At 58.4% G+C, this 16,570-nt stretch carries 17 protein-coding genes; 6 read left to right on the top strand and 11 right to left on the bottom strand.

Features of this window, described 5'->3' with window-relative positions; all coding sequences use genetic code 11:
• Window positions 1-90: 90 nt before the first annotated feature.
• The 3 genes from G5253_RS13255 to arcB all read right to left on the bottom strand — a co-directional run bounded on the left by G5253_RS13255 (window position 91) and on the right by arcB (window position 4,342).
• Window positions 91-294, bottom strand: coding sequence for a hypothetical protein (locus tag G5253_RS13255; protein ID WP_245133436.1), 204 nt, complete (start codon window positions 292-294; stop codon window positions 91-93).
• Between the two features lie 319 nt (window positions 295-613).
• Window positions 614-1,978 carry a dGTPase gene (dgt, locus tag G5253_RS13250; RefSeq protein WP_216952917.1) on the bottom strand — a complete coding sequence of 455 codons (1,365 nt, stop codon included), beginning with the start codon at window positions 1,976-1,978 and terminating at the stop codon, window positions 614-616.
• 51 nt (window positions 1,979-2,029) lie between these two features.
• A complete protein-coding gene (gene arcB / locus G5253_RS13245) occupies window positions 2,030-4,342 on the bottom strand; it encodes an aerobic respiration two-component sensor histidine kinase ArcB (RefSeq protein ID WP_421203492.1) in 2,313 nt (770 codons plus the stop codon).
• Between the two features lie 204 nt (window positions 4,343-4,546).
• On the opposite strand from arcB, the gene G5253_RS13240 reads away from it, so the two are divergent.
• The gene (locus G5253_RS13240; RefSeq protein ID WP_421203490.1) at window positions 4,547-5,542 is read left to right on the top strand and encodes a DUF2860 family protein; all 996 of its coding nucleotides are present in this window, start codon (window positions 4,547-4,549) and stop codon (window positions 5,540-5,542) included.
• 67 nt (window positions 5,543-5,609) lie between these two features.
• On the opposite strand, the gene G5253_RS13235 is transcribed toward G5253_RS13240, so the two are convergent.
• From G5253_RS13235 to G5253_RS13220, 4 genes are all read right to left on the bottom strand, one after another.
• A complete protein-coding gene (locus tag G5253_RS13235; RefSeq protein ID WP_227341980.1) occupies window positions 5,610-6,311 on the bottom strand; it encodes a DUF3334 family protein in 702 nt (233 codons plus the stop codon).
• 89 nt (window positions 6,312-6,400) lie between these two features.
• Complete coding sequence (locus G5253_RS13230) at window positions 6,401-6,847, bottom strand: HIT domain-containing protein (protein ID WP_216952913.1); 447 nt, start codon at window positions 6,845-6,847, stop codon at window positions 6,401-6,403.
• 71 nt (window positions 6,848-6,918) lie between these two features.
• Window positions 6,919-7,560 carry a DUF2057 domain-containing protein gene (locus tag G5253_RS13225; RefSeq protein WP_421203488.1) on the bottom strand — a complete coding sequence of 214 codons (642 nt, stop codon included), beginning with the start codon at window positions 7,558-7,560 and terminating at the stop codon, window positions 6,919-6,921.
• Window positions 7,561-7,631: 71 nt separating this feature from the next.
• Window positions 7,632-8,531 carry a LysR family transcriptional regulator gene (locus G5253_RS13220; protein WP_421203486.1) on the bottom strand — a complete coding sequence of 300 codons (900 nt, stop codon included), beginning with the start codon at window positions 8,529-8,531 and terminating at the stop codon, window positions 7,632-7,634.
• Window positions 8,532-8,628: 97 nt separating this feature from the next.
• Between G5253_RS13220 and G5253_RS13215 the strand changes: the two genes are divergently transcribed.
• Window positions 8,629-9,231 (top strand): short chain dehydrogenase, encoded by a 603-nt coding sequence (locus tag G5253_RS13215; protein WP_421203484.1) that lies wholly within the window; start codon window positions 8,629-8,631, stop codon window positions 9,229-9,231.
• A gap of 128 nt (window positions 9,232-9,359) precedes the next feature.
• Here the strand turns inward: G5253_RS13215 and G5253_RS13210 are convergent, their stop codons facing one another.
• The 3 genes from G5253_RS13210 to dapA form a co-directional block, all read right to left on the bottom strand.
• Entirely contained in the window at window positions 9,360-10,463 is a 1,104-nt protein-coding gene (locus G5253_RS13210) for a phosphoribosylaminoimidazolesuccinocarboxamide synthase (RefSeq protein ID WP_368225469.1), read from the bottom strand.
• Between the two features lie 166 nt (window positions 10,464-10,629).
• Window positions 10,630-11,757 carry an outer membrane protein assembly factor BamC gene (gene bamC / locus G5253_RS13205; RefSeq protein ID WP_005349235.1) on the bottom strand — a complete coding sequence of 376 codons (1,128 nt, stop codon included), beginning with the start codon at window positions 11,755-11,757 and terminating at the stop codon, window positions 10,630-10,632.
• Window positions 11,750-12,637 carry a 4-hydroxy-tetrahydrodipicolinate synthase gene (gene dapA, locus G5253_RS13200; protein ID WP_421203481.1) on the bottom strand — a complete coding sequence of 296 codons (888 nt, stop codon included), beginning with the start codon at window positions 12,635-12,637 and terminating at the stop codon, window positions 11,750-11,752. Before dapA ends, bamC begins: the two co-directional genes overlap by 8 nt.
• Before the next feature lie 205 nt (window positions 12,638-12,842).
• On the opposite strand from dapA, the gene G5253_RS13195 reads away from it, so the two are divergent.
• The 3 genes from G5253_RS13195 (at window position 12,843) to G5253_RS13185 (ending at window position 14,529) form a co-directional block, all read left to right on the top strand.
• Entirely contained in the window at window positions 12,843-13,376 is a 534-nt protein-coding gene (locus tag G5253_RS13195) for a glycine cleavage system protein R (RefSeq protein ID WP_005349229.1), read from the top strand.
• A gap of 24 nt (window positions 13,377-13,400) precedes the next feature.
• Window positions 13,401-13,865: a thioredoxin-dependent thiol peroxidase gene (bcp, locus tag G5253_RS13190; RefSeq protein ID WP_100654492.1), complete on the top strand. Its 465-nt coding sequence runs from the start codon at window positions 13,401-13,403 to the stop codon at window positions 13,863-13,865.
• Window positions 13,866-14,028: 163 nt separating this feature from the next.
• Window positions 14,029-14,529, top strand: coding sequence for a YfbU family protein (locus G5253_RS13185; RefSeq protein WP_005341125.1), 501 nt, complete (start codon window positions 14,029-14,031; stop codon window positions 14,527-14,529).
• Window positions 14,530-14,587: 58 nt separating this feature from the next.
• Here the strand turns inward: G5253_RS13185 and yfbV are convergent, their stop codons facing one another.
• On the bottom strand, window positions 14,588-15,028 hold the full coding sequence (yfbV, locus tag G5253_RS13180; RefSeq protein WP_005339116.1) for a terminus macrodomain insulation protein YfbV: 441 nt from the start codon (window positions 15,026-15,028) through the stop codon (window positions 14,588-14,590).
• Between the two features lie 304 nt (window positions 15,029-15,332).
• Between yfbV and G5253_RS13175 the strand changes: the two genes are divergently transcribed.
• Window positions 15,333-16,535, top strand: a complete 1,203-nt coding sequence (locus G5253_RS13175; RefSeq protein ID WP_040065015.1) for an acetate kinase — start codon at window positions 15,333-15,335, stop codon at window positions 16,533-16,535.
• Window positions 16,536-16,570: the final 35 nt, after the last annotated feature.

The raw sequence follows: 16,570 nt of genomic DNA, 5'->3' as shown, positions 1-16,570 counted from the left end.
GTGAATAAAAAATCAACCTGCAAACACAAAAATGGCAGGCATTACGCCTGCCACGTCACCACGGGGAGAGCGTTTACCCTCCCCTATGGATCAGGTTATTCGATTCCCGAGCCGAAAGCCGGTTTGATACTCGCTTTCGCGGATATGGGCGATCTGTCCCTCAAACCCTTCCAGACCAATATCTTTCAGCAGGGCAGGTGACAGATTGACCACGGCTAGACGACGCTCGACCCGGGCAATCCTTCTCTGGACCAGGGATTCAACACTGCGCAGTAAAACCAGTTCGATAGACATGACATTCTCCAGTTGAACATGCGGTTCTCCCGGAGAAAGTGGATATCACCCTGCGGGACGAACCGCGGGTGATAAAAAGACAGGGGTTACCTGTTTACGCCACGCGGTAAAAGAGCACGAGATTTCACGCCGCACGCAGTGCCGCGAGAGAATGCAAAATTGAGCATCAGATGTTGCATTTTCATCTCCTTACCGAGTAAAAGTTGAACAGGTTGCAGAAGTCTAAAAAATATCCGAATTTAAAACAAGCCTCTTGCGGCTCCTTTTTAAACGTTTTTACGGCATTTTATGCTGTCCGTCTGGCAACGATGCCAGCACATCAGATCCCCGAGAGTAGCCGGTACTCTTCCAGTACATAGGTATCCGTCATGCCGCTGACATAATCGAGCAGCAACCGCACCCGGTAATACCACTCCTGCTCGTTCTGGCAGGCAAAACGCTGATCCGGGGTGGCGATCGCCAATCGATAGGCCTTGAGATGGCGGGCCGAGAGGCGGTGATAGAGACGGCGCGCAAAGAACAGCGCCTGACTCCCCTCCCCGGCCAGCAGGCGAGCAAACTGTGGCGCTGGCAGCGCCAATAGACAGGCATAACTGGTCAGCACCCCGCGCAGCGCCGCATACCCCTCCAGCTCAAGCGCTTCCACTTCGGGGCGCATAAAGACCAGCTCGCGGGCCACCTGCTTGAGGATATCGAGCACCCGCGCCGCCGGCGCCTGACCATGCAGCAGTGCTTGCGGATAGGAGCCCTGCAAAATGGCCTGATGTTCGCTGACATAGCTCTGCGCCGCCAGCGCAACCAGATCCCGGGTAAGTTGCTGGCGAAAATGGGGGAAAAAGCCCCGACCACTGGCAAGCGCGTCATCCAGCAAGGTGCCCATGTAGTCACTCTGGTCAGCAGCTCGCAGTGCCGCCAGCAGTTCACCCAGAGTCAGGATCCTCCGATCTACCGCATCTTCCAGATCGGCGATGCAGTAGGAGATATCATCGGCCGCCTCCATGATGTAGACCAGCGGATGACGGCATCCGGGGGCCAATCCCAGACTCTGGCCGAGGGCACGGTAGAGCGGCTGCTCGCTAAAGAAGATGCCCCGTTTGCTGCTCCAGCCATGATGTTGGCCATAGCTCACCCCGGGTTGAGGCTGCTGCGGGTATTTGCAGAGCGCCGCCAGTTGCCCGAGCGTCAGATTGAGCTCGTGCAGACTGTGCACCAGCCGCAAGCTCTGGGCGTTGCCATCAAACAGTTGCAGATCCTGACGCAGCTCAGCCCACTGGGTCGAGGGGGGCTGCGCCAGCGCCTGCTGATAGAGGGGATCGAGCATCTCGCCGAGCCACTGGCTCATCACCTGCTCGCCAAAGTGGCCAAACGGCGGGTTGCCCACGTCATGAAGCAGGCAGGACATCTCCACCAGATTGATAAAGGCCCCTTCGCAGACCATCCCGGCTGGCAAGGCGGCCAGAATACGGCGGCTGATCTGGCGACCGGTCTCCTGCACCTCCAGCGAGTGGGTGAGGCGACTGCGCACCGAGGCCTTCACATCGAGCGGAAAGACCTGGGTCTTCTGCTGCAACCGGCGCACTGGCGCCGCCTGCACGATACGGGCGCGATCCTGCTCGGTCGCCTCCAGCAAATCCTCGTCCCCCCAAGGGTGGATGCGCGCAGGGGTAATCAAACGGCTATACATCTTGCAGCTCCTTGCCAGCCACTTCCATCAGACTCAAGACAACCTCCAGCCTCAAGACAGCAACCAGCGCCGCAGCCGGGCGATATCGCCCGGATATTCCCGGCGCAACGTCTCAATCCAGTCTTCCACGTTCTCCCACCAGGCGGGATGATCCGGGCTCTGGATCAGCTGAGCCGTCTGCTGCAAACGACGCAGGCCAATGGAGCCTGCCGCCCCTTTTATCTTGTGCGCCTCCTCCACCACCCCCGCCTGATCCCGGGCGATCATGTTGGAGTCGAGCACCGCCATGTAGTCCGGCATCATCTTCTCGAACAGCTCGACGCTGGAGAGCAGCACCGGCTTGCCCACCGTATCGGCATAATCAGTGAGGAAGGGAATATCCAGCAGGGCATCCTGATTGCCCGCATCAGCTTGCTCGTCCGCTTCATCCTCGGCCAGACCGGCAAACAGATGGCCAATCACCTCCCGCACAGCCTTCGAGCCAAGCGGTTTGTTGATCACATCCCGCATCCCGCGCTCCAGATAATACTGGCGATCGCCGGTAGAGTTGGCCGTTAGTGCCACCATGGGCGGCAGGCTGTCGCCATAACGCTCCAGCAGGGTTTTCGCCACATCGAAGCCGGTCATGTCCGGCAGCTGGATATCGAGCAGAATGAGGTCGAAATCATCCGGATTGGCCATCGCCAGCGCCTGGGTGCCATCCCGTGCCACCTGCACCTGATGACCCAGCTTGTTGAGCAGGGCGCAGGCCACCGTCACGTTGAGCTCCACATCTTCCACCAGCAGGATATCGAGGGAGGGCATCTCCTCCTCCTGCTCCTGCGGCACTGGCTCGGCGCAAGCTACCTCCAGCTCGGCGGTGAAGCAGGAGCCTTCGCCCGGCTCACTGTCCACATAGAGCTGGCCGCCCATCGCCTGCACCAGCTGACGGGAGACCGCGAGGCCAATACCGGTGCCGGTGGCGTGTTTCTTGCCCTGCACCTGATAGTACATGGCGAAGATCTTCTCCTGCTGGGCGCGCGGGATGCCGATGCCGGTATCCTCCACCTCGAAGTGCAGGGCCAGCTTGCCCGGCTCGTCGGCAGGATGAGAGAGGCAGCGCACGGTGACGCCCCCCTCGTCGGTAAACTTGACCGCATTGCCCACCAGATTCCACAGCACCTGACGCAGACGGGTACCGTCGGCTATCACGAATTGCGGCATGTCGCCATCGCGATCGAAATGCAGATATAGCCCCTTCTGCTCCGCCTGAATGCGCGACAGGGTCTCCAGCTCGTCGAGGAAGGCAGGCAGATCGATGCGGGTCGGCGCAATTTCGAGGCGACGCCGATCGAGTTTGTCCAAATCGATGATGTCGTTGAAGATATTGCCAAGGGTCACCGCACTCAGGTGAATGGTCTTGAGCTGCTGGTGCTGCTTGGGATCGAGGGGGGTATCCATCAGCATCCGGCTTAAGCCCACGATGCCGTTGAGCGGGGTGCGCAGCTCGTGGCTGATGGTGGAGATAAAGGTAGTCTTGTCGCGGCTCGCCTTCTCCAGTTTGTCCTGATACTGCTTGCGCTCGGTGATGTCGCGGCCAAAGCCGAGCAGGCCCAGCCGCTTGCCGAAGCGATCGAAGAAGGGCACTTTGCGCAGCTCGAAGTAGGCCTTGCGGCCATCGGGATACTCCAGCCACTGTTCATAGGTGAGGGGCTCATTGCTGGCAAAGACCTGCTTGTCGGTCTCCACCACCTTGTTGGCAATCTCCTGCTTGTAGACATCGAAAGGTGTGAGGCCAATCAGCTCGCTCTCCGCCTTGCCGGTCAGCTCCTCCATGGCGCGGTTGCAACCGGAGAACTGCTCATCCTCATTGCGGTAGTAGACCAGATCCGGGGAACAGTCGATAAAAGAGCGCAGCAGAGCGGTACGCTCCCCCAGATGAAGCTGGGCTTTCTCCCGCTGGAACACCTCGTTCTCGAGATCCTCGATGGCCTGCAGACGCAGTGCCTCGGCCCGGTTGGTCTCGGCAATCTGGGCATTGAGGCGACTGATGTTCTCCTGCAACTGACTGTTGAGCTCCAGATCCCGCTCGCGCATATCCTGCAGCTTGCGCACCATCCGGCTCAATCGCTGACGGGAATCCTCCAGCTGATCCACCACGATGGAGAGGAAATAGACCGCCCAGGGGGTCACCAGCAGGCCAAAGAAGACCGAGCGCACGAAGTCGATCACATCGATATTGCCGCGCAGGAACAGGGTCACCCCCATCTGGATGGCGACAGCCAGCACTATGATGCCAGCCGCCAGAAACATGCTGAAGCGCACCAGTCCCAGCTTGGTCATCAGATCGACGTAATATTGTGCCCAGGATTTAATCTGCTTCATCTTGTTATTTTCTCCCCCATATCCGCGAACAGAATACCAGCACAGAGAATTGAACTCTTCTTATCTCGCACAATTAATTAACGATTCGCCTAGTGAAATGAGTGAGTTAGGATATTTGATGAAATTCTGTCAGTTGCCATTAAGGGTGGCCCCCTATAATCGCCCACCTGGTAATTTAAACGCGTTTAATTTAGGAGTTATCTGATGCGCAACACTACCCTGCTTGGTCTGGGCCTGCTGGTCGCAAATAGTGCATATGCGGATTTGGGAACCATTCCCAACGAATCGGGCTGGTCCGGTTTCCTGCTTGGCGGCGTCAACGTCATCAATTACGAATCCAACTTTTACAGCGGTGACGACGAAAATCGTCGACTGAGCGGACTGGGCAGTGCAGAGAGCAGCTCCGCCGTCGCCCCGCTGCTCAACGCAGATATCCGTTACACCTTTGCCGATACCCGCACCCAGGTCTTCCTCGGTAACCTGATCCAGGATGCCATCCGTTTCGACTTCACCCAGCAACTCGGTATCCGCCAAGAGATGAGCAACAAGGGCACAGTGGCCGGCTCCGTGGTCTTCAATGCCATGCCAACCGAGCAGTGGAGCGATCCCTTCGCCGTAAGCGTCGATCGCCAGTCGACCGATATCAAGTCAAAAGGGGTGCGCTTCGCCTGGGACAATATCTGGGGCAGCAACTTCTTCGGCAGCCTGACCACCCGCAACATCGAAGTCGATGAAGAGCGCAGTGGCAGCCAGTATGGTGCCGACACGGCGGCCAAGCTGGATCGCAACGGCAAGATCCACGCCCTCGACCTCTCCTACAAATGGCAGCTGGCAGCCGGTCAGGTGCTGGAGCCGGCTTTCATCCACCGTCAGGCTGACCTGGACGGCAGCGCCCAGAGCTACAAGAGCAACGGCCTCCAGTTGACCTACGGCAAGCGGGCATCCCAGTGGTCCTTCGTCAGCAACCTCTATCTGGGTCAGACCAAATATGATGAAGCCAACCCAATCCCTGACTTTAGTAACAAAAAAGCCGACTCCGACGAGTTTGCCCTGACCGGTACCTTCTTCTGGCACCGCCTGTTCGGTATTGCACCGCTCTCGGCAACCTTTACCGCTGGCTACGCCAAGTCCGATTCCGACATCAACTTCTACGATTCTGAATCGGTGATGTTCAACACCGGCCTGCTCTACAACTTCTAATAACGGTTGTGAGCACCGATACAACAAGGCCACCCGAAGGTGGCCTTGTTGCTATCCGGCATTTGCCTCAAATACCCAAAGAGTCGAGCAGATCATCGTGATCATTACTGGCTGGCGCAGCGGCTGCCGGGGCCGGCTTGGCGGCATCCTGCTTGGCTTGGGCGATCAGGGCGTCAGGATCCAGCTCCTCGTGCTCCATCCCCTCATTGTGAATGCGAATAAACTCGGTCTTGTCCATCGCCAGCTCCAGATAGAAGATGTTGTTGCGGGCGGTGAAGAAAGTGACGCGGCGGGACTCCGGACTGTCAAGATTGGTATCGACGCTCAGCATCACCTGCTTGTTGAGGGCCAGCATCTTCGGCTGGTTCTGGGTAATGTGAGTCTGCAAATCCCGGCCCACCTTGACGGTAAAGCTGCCAACGATCTGGTTCATCAGTTCGCCCATCACGTTGCTCACCTCGTCAGAGGTATGGGAGATGGCGAGATCCTCCTTGGAGAGCCCCATGCTCAGCATGTAGCTCTCGTACAACTCCATGGCGGCAGCGGCGGAGAAGTTGATCACCACCAGACCGGAAAAACCGCCATCGAACAGCACGAAGCAGCCGATATCCGGCTTGAGGCAGGTCTTGCTGATCCGCTGCACCATGCCGGAAAACCGCACCTGACTCATGGTCGCGGCACTCAACACATCGGTCACCGAGTTGCACAGGCTGAGCAGTACATCCTCAGTCGTCAACACGACGTCATCATCGGCTCTTGTCACTATCATGGGACCTTCCTGAACATCGAGAATGGGCTTATCTATACCATAACTCTAACAGATGGCGCGGCCCGAAGACTGAAATAGCGACACGCCTCTCAGTTGACGCCGTTATCAGCAGCCGCAGGGGTAAAACCGCTCAGCTTGGCGAGCCGGTCACGCCATCTGTCGGCCTGCTGCGCCAGCACCTGTGGCTCATAAGGCACGATCGGATGAGCCCCCCAGATGGGGCCTGGCCAGGCAGCATCGGTGGCGAAACGTGCGACATGGTGAATGTGCAGCTGTGGCACCAGATTGCCCAGCGCCCCTATGTTGATCTTGTCCGGACTGAGGGCCTGCTCCATCAGGGCGGCGACGGCGCAGGACTCCTGCATCAGCTGTTGCTGCTGCTCCGGTGCCAGATGATGGATCTCGCGCAGGTTGGCCACTCGCGGCACCAGGATCAGCCAGGGGTATTGACTGTCTTTGGCCAGCAGGGCGCGACAGAGCGGTAGATCGCCAAGCCAGCAGGTATCTGCCTGCAGGCGGGAATGCAATTCAAACATGAACACCTCGTTGAGTACGATGAAGAGGGCATCCGACAGGGATGCCCACGTTACTGCAACGGGCGACAAACTTAAAGCTGCGGCACGGCCCAACCGATAAAGCGCTTGCGCAGGGCCGGGTCTGCCTTGAGGAACAGCTGCTGCAACTGCCCTTCCAGCTCGTTGGCAACCACAACGGGTTGCGCCCCGCTGGCGATCGTGGCAGTTGGCTGTGCGGATATTGCTCCCGCCGTCAGCGCTGCCTTGCCGCCGCTGCGATTGTATTCAGCCAGTTTGCCGTTCCAATCCACCCCGAGCAGCATGCCGCTGGTCACCAGCGCATCCTGCTGGATGGCAAGCGCGCGGCCATTCTCCTGCAACGTCACCACAGGAGCCTTGGCATACGCCTGCATCCCCCGCTCGTCTCCCGGTACGCTGGCCGTCAGCTGCAAATGCTGATTGCTGCCCTGATAGCGCACCACCTGCGGCTCGGAGCGTACCTGCCGATCATTCTCGCTGCTGCTGCGGCTGGGGATCACCCCCTCGAAACGCACCAGCAGTTGCTGTTCGCCATCCGCCAGGGTGGCATGCTGCTCATCCTGCAAGGTGCCGTTGCTCACCGCGAGGATGCGGAAATTCTCCGGCACCTTCACTTCCACCATGGCCTGCACACTGCCAGCCCCCAACACTGCACAGAGCAGCACAAACCCGGTCAACCCTCTATTGTTCTTCATTCCCGCTGATCTTCCTGATGCCGATGATGGGCGCAAGGTAGCAGCCGAAGATGACAGAAAAATAACGCCGCTCAGAGCAGGTAGTGGGGTCGCTCGGCAAACCACTGGGCCAACACCTGCTTGAACAGCCGGATCTTGCGCGGCACCCGCCGCTGCTGGGCATGCAGCACATGAAGCTGATGCAGCCCGCTCTGCCACTCATCTAGCACGGTCACCAGCTCCCCCGCCGTCAGCAGCGATTCCACCAGCATCAGCGGGCACTTGGCATAGCCCATACCGGCACGCGCCAGTTGCAACACGGTACTGTAGTGGTTGGCCCGCACCTTGCCCTGCACCAGAATGTGGGCCTCTTCCCCCTCACGGATAAAGTGCCACTGCTCCCAGGCCGGATTGTGCCCCTGCAACAGGCAGCTGCGCCCGCTCAGCTCATAGGGAGTGGCAAGACGCCCCTCGCGCGCCACCAGCGCGGGGCTCGCCACCACCACATCCTTGAGTCGGCCAAGAGGAAGTGCGACCAGATTGTCCGGCACCTCGTTCATGGCGCGCAGGGCGATATCGTTCTCCCCCTGACTCATGTCGACCATCTGGTTGGTGAAGTTGAGCTCCACCTCCACTCTCGGGCAGAGCACGGCAAAGCTGGCCAGCAGCTCGCTCACCATGCGATCGCCGGTGCTGACCGGGCAGGTAAAGCGCAGGCGGCCGCCATCCTCTTCGGTCAGCGCCTGAATATCCTGCTCCGCTTGCCGCGCCAGCGCGAAGATCTCCCCCGCCTGCTGGTAAAGGGTCTTGCCCGCCTCGGTCAGGCTGAGGCGGCGGGTGGTGCGTTGCAACAGTTGCGCATTGAGGGAGGACTCCAGCGCGCTGACATGGCGACTCAGCATCCCCTTGCTGACCCCCAGTGCATCGGCGGCGGCCGAGAAACTGCCGCGCAGCACCACTTCATAAAAGCTGGCCAGATGGGCGATATCCATCATTAGCTCCAATATGGAAACAATGGGTTTATTTTACGCGCTTTTTCGCATTTTCTGTTGCGCTAGAATTGATACATCCCAACCAGGAGTGATGCAGATGAAAATTGTGATTGTGGGTGCCTCCGGCACCGTCGGCTCCGCTGTCAGTGAACTGCTTGCCAAAGATCATCAGGTGATCCGGGTCGGCCACAGCCGTGGTGATGCCACGGTCGATATGCGCGATCCCGCCTCCATCAAGGCGCTGTTTGCCCAGGTGGGCCAGTTTGATGCGCTGGTCGTCGCCTGCGGCAGTGTGGCCTTCAACGGCCTGACCGAGATGACCGACGAGCAGTGGCAGGTGGGGCTTCAGAGCAAGCTGATGGGCCAGATCAACCTGACCCGTGCCGCTATCCCCCACCTGAGCGACAAAGGTTCCATCACCCTGATCAGCGGCATCCTGAGCGAAGAGCCGATCAACTGGGGCGTGAGCGCCAGCACAGTCAACGGCGCCATCGATCACTTTGTGAAAGCGGCTGCCTGCGAGCTGCCAAGGGGCCTTCGCATCAATGTGGTGAGCCCTACCGTGCTGGAGGAGTCGATGGACAAATACGCCGACTTCTTCCCGGGGTTCCTGCCGGTGCCCGCCGCCAAGGTAGCGCAGGCTTACAAAAAGTCGGTGTTGGGCATCCAGACCGGTCAGGTGTTCAGAGTGAACGGCTGATCGCCGCCCGCTAACCGCCAGACCAGCAATAAAAACGGGCCCCGCAATGGGGCCCGTCTGTTTCTCTGCCTCTCTCCATCGCCAACAGCAAACGTTTGTTTGTTGGCGACAAAAAAAGAGAGCAACCCTTAGTCGATCAGACCGTACTGATCGCGCAGCACCTCGATGATCTCCTGCTTGGGATTGGCAGAACGCGCCAGCTTGTGGCCGATGATCTTCTCGGCGATCCCGACATAAGTGTTGGAGATATCCATCATCACCTCGGTCGGCAGCTTGTTGTCGCGGGCCAGGGCAAAACGTTCCGGCATGCGGTTCTTGTTGAGCAGGATGTCCGGATCCGGAAAGTGGTTGAGCAGCCACTGACGGAAACCCTCTTTGGACTTCTCGACAATCTGGCCATCGCGCAGGGCCGCGCCATCCCAGATACGGGAGCTGTCGGGGGTGCCCACTTCGTCCATGTAGATCAGCTTCTCGTTGCCCGCAGCATCGTGGACGTAACCAAACTCGAACTTGGTATCGACGAAGATCTGATCCAGCCCGGCCAGCGCGTCGCTGATGACGTTGAAGCCCTCTTTGAGCAGCACTTCGTAACGGTCGATGTCGGCCAGCTTGCTGAAGTTGAAGCCCTTGTAGTGGCGCTCGATATCGGCACGGGAAACGTTGACGTCATCGGCTTCCGGCACGCCATCCAGCCCTTTCAGTACGCCCTTGGTGGAGGGAGTGATGAGGATCTCCGGCAGTTTCTGATCCTTTTTCAGCCCTTCCGGCAGGGTGATGCCGCAGAACTCGCGCTCGCCATCCTTGTAAGCACGCCACATGGAGCCGGTGATGTACTGGCGGGCAATCGCCTCGATCATCACCGGACGGGCTTTTTGCACAATCCAGACGAAGGGGTGCGGAATATCCAGAATGTGGCTGTCGGCCAGTCCCTTCTCCTTGAACAGCTTGAACCAGTGGCTGGAGATGGCATTGAGCGCAGCCCCTTTGCCCGGTACGCCGTTCAGGCCATCCACACCTTGCCAGATGCAATCGAAGGCCGAGATGCGATCGCTGATCACCATGAGGGCGAGGGGCGCATCGGCCGGCACATCATAGCCTTTCTCTTTTATGAGCCGGGCACTGTCTTCGGGGGTCAACCAGTAGACGCTGCGCACTTTGCCGGAATGGACAGGTTTATCGGTACGGATCGGCAAATCGTCATTCACCGCCAATACTTGATCTGCAAGACTCATGGCTAATAACACTTCCTGTTTGTGGGGGGTAAACATCGCGAGTTCCTCACCTGCGCGCTCTGTTTGCAACGGGCTGGCAAGGGGCTCGCATCATCGAAAACCGCTCGGAATCCCCGCGTTTTCAGGGGGATTTTAATAACAAAACAGGGGCACAAGGCCCCTGTATTTATTCTGCTTTTGCTGCTGCCTGATCGGCCAGCCCCTTGGCGAACGCCTCGGACAGGCTGATATACATCTGGGAGATAACCCCGGACGATACCGGCTTCTTGTCCTTGTCGAACAGGGTGATGGAGGTCTTGCCTCCCGCCATTTCGCCAAGCTGGAAGCGGTATTTCTCCTCCTCCAGTTTGAACGGCTCGCTCCCTTTCGCCTTCCAGAACTCGGCACCCGGCTCTTCGTACTCGACGTCGATCCAGCCCAGAGACTGCTGGGTATCCTTGATGGTGAAACCGTAAGCGGGCAGTACCTGGTTGAGGCGACGCCACACCTGATCAAAGGAGCCTTCGGCAATCCAGGCGCTCAGCTCGTTGTTGTCCAGACCCAGTTGCAGACCCATGCCATCGTTGGACTTGTGCTGCTCGCGGGCTTTCAGCTGGCTGTCGTAATAGAGAGAGAACTGGTTCAGCACTCGCGCGGCATAGCGCTGGGCATCGGCAGGGGTCAGCTTGTTGCTGGTCTCGCCGTCGATGGTCTCTTCGTGATCCAGCACCCGGACCGACATGTTGACGGCGTGGCGCTGGGCATCGTTGCGTACGGTGAACTGGTAACGCTGACGGATTTTGAAGTCTTCGTCATCTTCACCCCAACCATCGAGGGCGACCGTGTTGTCAAACCAGCCGGTCTGCAAGACGCCATCCTGCTGATCCAGCTTCTCGGTGGTGACCTTGTATTTGGCCAGGAAGTTCATCAGGAATGACCAGGTATCGCGCTCCACGCTCTGGCTGGTGCTCAGGGCATAGAAGGCTACGGTCGGTTCGGTTGCGCTCTGCACCACCTGACTGCCCGGTACCACGGTCAGCAGTTGGGCGGGCGGGCGCACATCGACCTGGGCGCCGAGGGCACCTTCACGGCTGCTCTCGGGAAGCGGCGGGATGTCGTACTGGCTGTTGAAGGTGGGGGCACTCAATCCTGCGGGGATCAAGAACGCGCGGCCCTCGAGGCGGGCATCTTCATAACCGAAGTCGCGGTTGGCCATTTTGCGATCCTGGGGAGTGCTGCAACCGGCCAAGACGGCCACAGTCGCAACGCTCAGCACCAGACGGGCTCTATTTCCCTTTCCATTAGATTTAAACACTCGCCATCAACTCCGCTGTGGTCAGTGCTCGCGCCATCAGCTGTTCGCCCTCGGGGGTGAGGTCAACCAGCGGCAGGCGCAAGGTGGCTGTTGCAATCAACCCCAGTTGGGCACAGGCCCATTTCACCGGGGTGGGACTCGGTTCGCAGAACAGAGTCTTGTGCAACGGCATCAAGAGATTGTTGATGTCATGCGCCTGCCCGGCATCACCGGCCAGCGCAGCACGACACATGTCGGCCATCTGGGCCGCTGCAATATTGGTGGTGACCGAAATCACGCCATCGCCACCTTGCAGCATAAAATCACAACCAGTGGCATCGTCGCCACTGTAGAGAGCAAACTCCGGCCCGCACAGCTCGCGCAGCAGCGGGGTGCGGCTCAAATCGCCGGTTGCCTCTTTCAAACCGATAATGCCGGGAACCTTGGCCAGACGGGCCACTGTCTCCGGTTTGAGATCGCAACAGGTGCGACCGGGCACATTATAAAGAATTTGGGGCAGACCACTAGCCTCGGCGATCGCACAATAGTGGCGATAGAGACCTTCCTGAGTGGGCTTGTTGTAGTAAGGTGTCACCGAGAGACCCGCCACCACGCCGGTTTTGGCCAGTCGCTTTGCCAATTCAATGGCATGGGCGGTATTGTTGGAGCCGCAACCGGCGATGACGGGAATGCGTCCGGCGGCATACTCAACGGTCTTTTCAACGACGGCGATATGCTCCTGCTCGCTCAGGGTCACCGATTCCCCCGTGGTACCCACCGCAACAATGGCGCTGGTCCCGGCGCTGACATGATAGCCAACCAGTTTGGCCAGACTGGCCCAATCGACTTCACCTGAAGCCAGCATGGGGGTAACGAGCGCAACAATACTACCGCGTAACATGGACTTTTCTCCCGATTTTCAGGGGCGTAATGGTAAAGCTGACCCCTTTGAAAAACAAGGGAGAGAGGGGGCAAGCCGTGATACCATCCGGAACAAAAAGCAATGGACGAAAGTCGGCAGCGTCCCTCAGGGAGTGGTCATCAGGGCCGGAGGGTTGGCTTGCCAGCGCGGCTTTCGCAACGAAATAACGGACGAGAGAAGATTTATGACTCACTACCTGGTCGTAACGGCCATCGGCACGGACAGGCCTGGCATCGTCAATGAAGTGACCCGCCACGTCAGTGGCTGTGGTTGCAACATTGTGGACAGCCGCCTTGGCATCTTCGGCAATGAATTTACCTTTATCATGCTGCTCTCGGGCGACTGGAACAGCATGATGCAACTCGAAATCAGCCTGCCCCTGCGTAGCCAGGAGTGGGATCTCATCACCATGATGAAACGCACCGAGCGCCACCAGTCCCTGCAGTATGACGTCCGCGCCAGTGCCGACCTGTTGATCCGCGACGAGCCCGGCATCGTAAGCCAGTGCACCCAGTTCTTCAGCGAACATGGCTGGAACATTCAGGCGATGCAATCCATGACCCTGGAGCAGCAGCCATTCAACCTGCTGAAGATCAGTTTTCAGCTCAATCTGGCCAGAGAGGGTGAAGTAGAAGGTTCGCAAACCGCCTTCGCCGAATTCTGTCGTCAACTGGGTGCCGAATCGTTCGAGTTTATCGTCAATCGCAAACACGCCTGAGGGCGTTTTACCCGAGGAGACCCCATGCAACCACTACAAGCTGGCAGCCCCGCCCCCGATTTCTCCCTGCCCGACCAGAATGGCAATCAGGTCAGCCTCGCTGGCCTGCGCGGCAAGAAGGTGCTGGTCTATTTCTACCCCAAGGCGATGACCCCCGGCTGCACCACCCAGGCCTGCAGCCTGCGCGATGTGAACACCGAGCTGGCCGCCCTCAATGTGGTGATACTTGGCATCAGCCCGGATCCGGCCAAACGGCTGAAAAAGTTCGAAGAGCGGGACCAGCTCAACTTCACCCTGCTGGCTGATGAAGACCACGCCGTCGCCGATGCCTTTGGCGTCTGGGGCCCGAAGAAGTTCATGGGCAAAGAGTATGACGGCATTCACCGTCAGAGCTTCCTCATCGACGAAGAGGGCAAGATTGCCCACCACTTCGACAAGTTCAAAACCAGCGATCACCATCAGGTGGTACTGGATTTCCTCAAGGGATAATCCTCCCCTGCGTTATTGAAAGGCCTGCCATGCAGGCCTTTTTCGTCTGCTCAGCCGCCCCTTGCCAGCGGATTTTTCTCACCAACTCCCCCGCCCAGATCAAAAAATTCATTTTATATATGGGTTAACGTGGCCCCAGAATCATCTTCCAGCGAGATATCCCATGAACATGAGCAACACTGAGCGTTTGATCCTGAGCAACCAGTACGAAATTCTGGCGAAACTCAATCCGGAGAAAGCGGACGTCTACCAGCGCGCCAGCACCATCATCGAGCGCGGCTACTGCCTGCAGATCCTCGAGCTGGAGAAGAGCTTCGGCCATCTGGATCTGGCGACCTGCCAGGAGGTGATCGACACCCTTGAGCTGCACCACGCACTGGCCATCTCATGGGGTAATCTGGATGCCGCCGATCAGGGCGAGATCAATGCCAGTCGGCTGGAGTTCAACGGCTACAGCCGCAGCCAGGAGCGTGAACTGGCTGACTACGTCTGCTTCCTGCTGGAGGTGGACAAGCGCTTCCCCGAGCTCAAGTGCCCGTGCGACGAGCTCTCCAGCGACATCGCCATGCGCGACAAATACCAGCGGATGCTGCAGGTGTGGCGTCAGTGCCCGCGTCAGTACAAGCTCTCCATACAAGAGATCCGCAAAGTGCTGGCTGCCTGATGGCAGCCCACCAGACAACAAAAAGGCGCCACTGGCGCCTTTTTGTATCAGAAACGGGTTATTCGTAGAGAAAGGATTTATCGAGCTGCTGGAAGGCGGCCTTGAGGGTATCGGCCAATTCTTCATAGCGCGGTTGTGACACCAGCTGACGACGGCCACCCTGCTCGTTCATCTTGCCGTTGATCTCCCGATACCAGCTCGCCAGCGACGGGGGTAAGCGGGTGTCGGCACGCTGGCCGAGCCAGTAGTAACCCTGCAGCGGCAAACTGAGCAAAAACAGCACCGAGGTGATGACGGAAGGCCAGTAGTGCAGCTCGCCAAACTGGAACTGCAGCATCACGCTCAGCACCGCCAGCGCGGGGATCACCTTGAGGGCGAACTCGGTCGCCTTGATCACCCGATTTTCAGGAAACATCGAATTGAGCTCGGGACGGCGCGGCCAAAGCGTCATATAATGGCGGCCTTGCTGTAACTTAGTTCCAAAAATGTTCATGCTCATACTACCTCCGAGCGCTTTTTGAACGTACTAACGGCAAAACCTCGACAAAATTTGATGCAAAGTAACAAAGGTTGAGGATGACTTTGTTATTTTTCAACAATCGGGTTATCCTTTGTACGCCCATTTTTGCGTCAAAAGCTTCTTGCTATTGACCTGTCAGGGACGTCTGGATTTCGGGTCTTGTATCACTATACAAGGGGCAAGCAACAGATTGCCAACCCTCATAAGGATAAGTTGAAAGTTTTTGGCCGCACCGCGTCCAACGCATCCGCCTACACAACCCAATCTGCGATAGGATTTATTCATGAGTAAGCTGGTTCTTGTTCTTAACTGTGGCAGCTCTTCCCTGAAGTTTGCCGTCATTGACGCAACCACCGGTGATGACCTGCTGTCCGGCCTGGCCGAGTGCTTCAACCTCGACGACGCCCGCATCAAGTGGAAACTGAATGGCGAGAAAGGCAGTGCCGATCTGGGCGCGGGGGCCGCTCACCAGGAAGCGCTGGACTTCATCGTCAACAAGATCCTGCCGCTCAATCCGGAACTGTCCAAGAACCTGATCGCCATCGGTCACCGTGTTGTTCACGGTGGCGAGCGCTTCACCTCTTCCGTCGTTATCTGTGACGACGTGATCGCCGGCATCGAAGCCGCCGTTCCGTACGCACCGCTGCACAACCCGGCTCACCTGATCGGTATCCGTGAAGCTCGCCGCGTATTCCCGGCGCTGGCTGACAAGAACGTGGCCGTATTCGATACCGCGTTCCACCAGACCATGCCGGAAGAAGCCTTCCTGTACGCCCTGCCGTACAAGCTCTACAAAGAGAACGGCATCCGTCGCTACGGCGCTCACGGCACCAGCCACTACTATATCAGCCTGGAAGCTGCCAAGCAGCTGAACAAGCCGGTTGAAGAGCTGAACATCATCAACTGCCACCTGGGCAACGGCGGTTCCGTCTGCGCCATCAAGAACGGCAAATCCGTTGATACCTCCATGGGTCTGACCCCGCTGGAAGGCCTTGTTATGGGTACCCGCTCCGGCGATCTGGACCCGGCCATCATCTTCTTCCTGCACGACAAGCTGGGCATGAGCGTGGCCGATATCAACACCATGCTGACCAAAGAGTCCGGCCTGCAGGGTCTGACTGAAGTGACCTCCGACTGCCGTTTTGTTGAAGACAACTACGACAGCAAAGAAGAAGCCAAGCGTGCTATGGACGTTTACTGCTATCGCCTGGCCAAGTACATCGGCGCCTACGCTGCCGCCATGGACGGTCGTCTGGACGCCGTTGTTTTCACCGGTGGTATCGGTGAAAACTCCGCCCCGATCCGTGAAATCACCCTGAACAAGCTGGGTCTGCTGGGCTTTGACGTCGATCACGACGCCAACCTGAAGGCTCGTTTCGGCAAGGGTGGCGAGATCACCAAGGCTGGTTCCACCAAAGCCCTGGTTATCCCGACCAACGAAGAGTGGGTTATCGCCCACGACGCGCTGGAACTGGTCGGCGCTTAATTGACGCAGTAACTCGAGGCCGCCCACAGGGCGGC

Origin of the sequence: Aeromonas sp. 602658 (assembly GCF_049173005.1) — a bacterium.
Classification (GTDB): Bacteria; Pseudomonadota; Gammaproteobacteria; order Enterobacterales; family Aeromonadaceae; genus Aeromonas; species Aeromonas veronii_A.
The sequence above is the reverse complement of the archived record's forward strand: the minus strand, read 5'-3'. Positions and strand labels throughout refer to the sequence as shown.